Source organism: Nocardia wallacei, assembly GCF_029869545.1.
GTDB classification, from domain to species: Bacteria; Actinomycetota; Actinomycetes; order Mycobacteriales; family Mycobacteriaceae; genus Nocardia; species Nocardia wallacei_A.
Genome location: NZ_JARWQD010000193.1, coordinates 1 through 2298, shown reverse-complemented (window position 1 = coordinate 2298; position 2298 = coordinate 1). Strand labels below are relative to the sequence as shown.

Sequence of the window (2298 nt, the reverse complement as noted above, 5' to 3'; positions counted from 1 at the left end):
CGCCCCCCCGCCCCCCCCCCCCCCCCCCCCCCCCCCCGCCCCGGCGGGGGGGGGGGGGGGGGGGCCCCCCCCCCCCCGGGGGGCGCGCCCCCCCCCCCCCCCCCCCCCGCCGAGAGTTCGGCGGCCACCAGCCGAAGCTGTTCGAGCCCCGGGCGCCCCGTGGTCGCGGTCACCACGACCGCCAGCAGGTCCTCGTCCGTCAGCGCGGCGAGCAACGCCGCCATATCACTGGTATCCGACATGAATCCAGGCTACGCAGCACATTGCTACCATTCCCCCGAGTCCCCGGATCGAGGAGGTTGATGAATATGGCCGTCACCGGCTCTATTCCGCATGCCCTCCTCCCCCACGATCCGGAGATTCGCACATGTCTTCTCATTTCCCGCCCAACACCGCCGATCCGGTCGGCGACCGCCTGCTGCTGCGCCGCTGGACGGCCGCCGACATCGATGCTGTCCGCGGCGGTCCTCGCCGGGCCGAATGGGCCGCGGACTTCCCCGCCGACGGCGATCGCGTCATCGCGGGCCTGCTCACCGAAAACCCGCACTGGACAGGCGAATACGGCCATCGCCTGATCGTCGAACGCGACAGCGGCCTGGTGGTGGGGTCCATCGGCCTGTTCTGGCCGCCCAACGACGGCGCACTCGAAATCGGTTACGGAACGGTGCCGTCCCGCCGCGGGCGCGGGTACGCCAGCGAGGCGGCAAGCCTGCTCACGGCATTCGCGTTCACCGACCCTCGGGTCCGCGTGGTCTACGCGAATGTGGAGCTGACCAACCCGGCGTCGATCCGTGTGCTCGAGCGGGCCGGTTTCGAACGGTCACCGGCGGAGTCCGGTGACGGCACCGAACGGTGGTTCCGCACGCGCCGTCGCTTCGGCAGGGCCGGGGCCAGCGGGGAGACTACTCGCCTGCGGCCGTGGGCGTAGGCGCCAGTACGCCGCGGGCCCAGGTCGCGATGACTCCCGTCCATCCCGGGATCATGATCAGGTCGTTGTGGCCCGCGCCGGGATAGATCTTCAGCTGCTTGGGCCCCGGGGCCGCCGCGTACAGCGCGCGGCCCATCTCCACCGGCAGCAGTTCGTCGTTGTCGCCGTGCATGATCAGTACCGGCGCGTGCACCGAACGGATGCGGCGCAGGCTCGGGAACGCGTTCGGCACAAAGGGTTTGGGCAGGAACGGGTATACCGCCGTGGCCGCGGCGCGCAGGCCGGTGAAGGTGGACATGAGAACCATTCCGGCGGGCGGGAATTCGGTGGCCAGCTCGATCATCACGGCACCACCGAGCGACTTGCCCAGGTACAACACCCGCTCGGGATCGACGCCCGGCCGCTCCAGCAGCGCCTGCCGCGCCGCGCGCGCATCCAGGTAGCTGCCGTGCTCGCCCGGACTCCCCTCGCTGCGCCCGTACCCGCGGTAGTCGAAGACCAGCACATCGAACCCGGCCGCCGCCAGCATCGCCAGCACCGGCGACCGATCGCCGATATTGCCCGCATTGCCGTGCGCGAACAGGATGTGCCCGATCGGCTTGTCCGCCCGCACGAACCACCCGTTCACCCGGATGCCGTCCGCGGCCGTGAAGTACAGGTCCTCATACGCCAGGCCGACGTCCGCCGGTGTCACCGCGATGCGCCGCTCGGGCATGAACGTCAGCGCGTTGAGAATCGGGGTAGCGGGATGTCGCATGGACTCTTTCTTACCTCGAGCCGGGGAAAACCGTTTGAATCCCCGCCCGCGCCGCGGCTACCGTGCCCGTATGGCTGTCGAGGCTTCCGAGGCGCCCACCGCGTCCTAGCTGTCCCGCTCCGTACCCGGCCGCACGCCACGGCCGGGGCATTCGGCATACCCCGCCCGACAACCATTCCGAGGTATCCCCGTGCGTGCAGCAACCCTGCGGTCCGCCCTTCTCGCCCTGGTCATCCGCCCCGACGTGGGGCGGGATCCGCCCGCCCCGTCCGCATCTCACCAGCGGAAACGACGGGAAGGAAACCCATGTCCAGTTCCATGTTCCGGAAGAAGTCGCGGGCCAACGTCCGATCCCACCGCGCGCAGTGGTTCGCGAAGGCCGCGACACCGCAGCTGACGCGCTGCCCCAATCCGGCCTGCGGCGCGGTCAAGCCCCGGCAGGTCGTCTGCCCGGACTGCGGCCAGTATCGAGGTCGCCAGGTGCTGCGGCCACGTAATCGCGACTGAGTTCGCCGTGGGCCGGGACCGGCCGCGGGGGGGCCGGGGGCGGGGCCGCCGCGCCCCCCCCCCCCGCGCCGCGGGGGGGGGGCCCCCCCCCCGGGCCGGGGTGGGG

Annotated in this window: 4 protein-coding genes; 2 read left to right on the top strand and 2 right to left on the bottom strand. The window is 71.8% G+C overall.

Going from position 1 to position 2298, the window contains the following annotated elements; all coding sequences use genetic code 11:
• Positions 1-242 (bottom strand): hypothetical protein (locus tag QH290_RS15950; protein ID WP_425303610.1); only part of this gene is annotated, 242 nt, incomplete at its 3' end.
• A 125-nt stretch (positions 243-367) separates the two neighbouring features.
• On the opposite strand from QH290_RS15950, the gene QH290_RS15945 reads away from it, so the two are divergent.
• The gene (locus tag QH290_RS15945) at positions 368-928 is read left to right on the top strand and encodes a GNAT family N-acetyltransferase (protein ID WP_280383623.1); all 561 of its coding nucleotides are present in this window, start codon (positions 368-370) and stop codon (positions 926-928) included.
• Here QH290_RS15945 and QH290_RS15940 read toward each other — a convergent pair.
• The gene (locus tag QH290_RS15940) at positions 903-1685 is read right to left on the bottom strand and encodes an alpha/beta hydrolase (RefSeq protein WP_280267078.1); all 783 of its coding nucleotides are present in this window, start codon (positions 1683-1685) and stop codon (positions 903-905) included. The genes QH290_RS15945 and QH290_RS15940 overlap by 26 nt on opposite strands.
• 306 nt (positions 1686-1991) lie before the next feature.
• Between QH290_RS15940 and rpmF the strand changes: the two genes are divergently transcribed.
• Positions 1992-2192, top strand: a complete 201-nt coding sequence (rpmF, locus tag QH290_RS15935; protein WP_280267079.1) for a 50S ribosomal protein L32 — start codon at positions 1992-1994, stop codon at positions 2190-2192.
• Positions 2193-2298 lie beyond the last annotated feature (106 nt).

Coding starts and splice junctions, on each gene's coding strand:
- rpmF (WP_280267079.1), top strand. CDS start 1,992: ATGTCCAGTTCCATGTTCCGGAAGAAGTCGCGGGCCAACGTCCGATCC.
- QH290_RS15945 (WP_280383623.1), top strand. CDS start 368: ATGTCTTCTCATTTCCCGCCCAACACCGCCGATCCGGTCGGCGACCGC.
- QH290_RS15940 (WP_280267078.1), bottom strand. CDS start 1,685: ATGCGACATCCCGCTACCCCGATTCTCAACGCGCTGACGTTCATGCCC.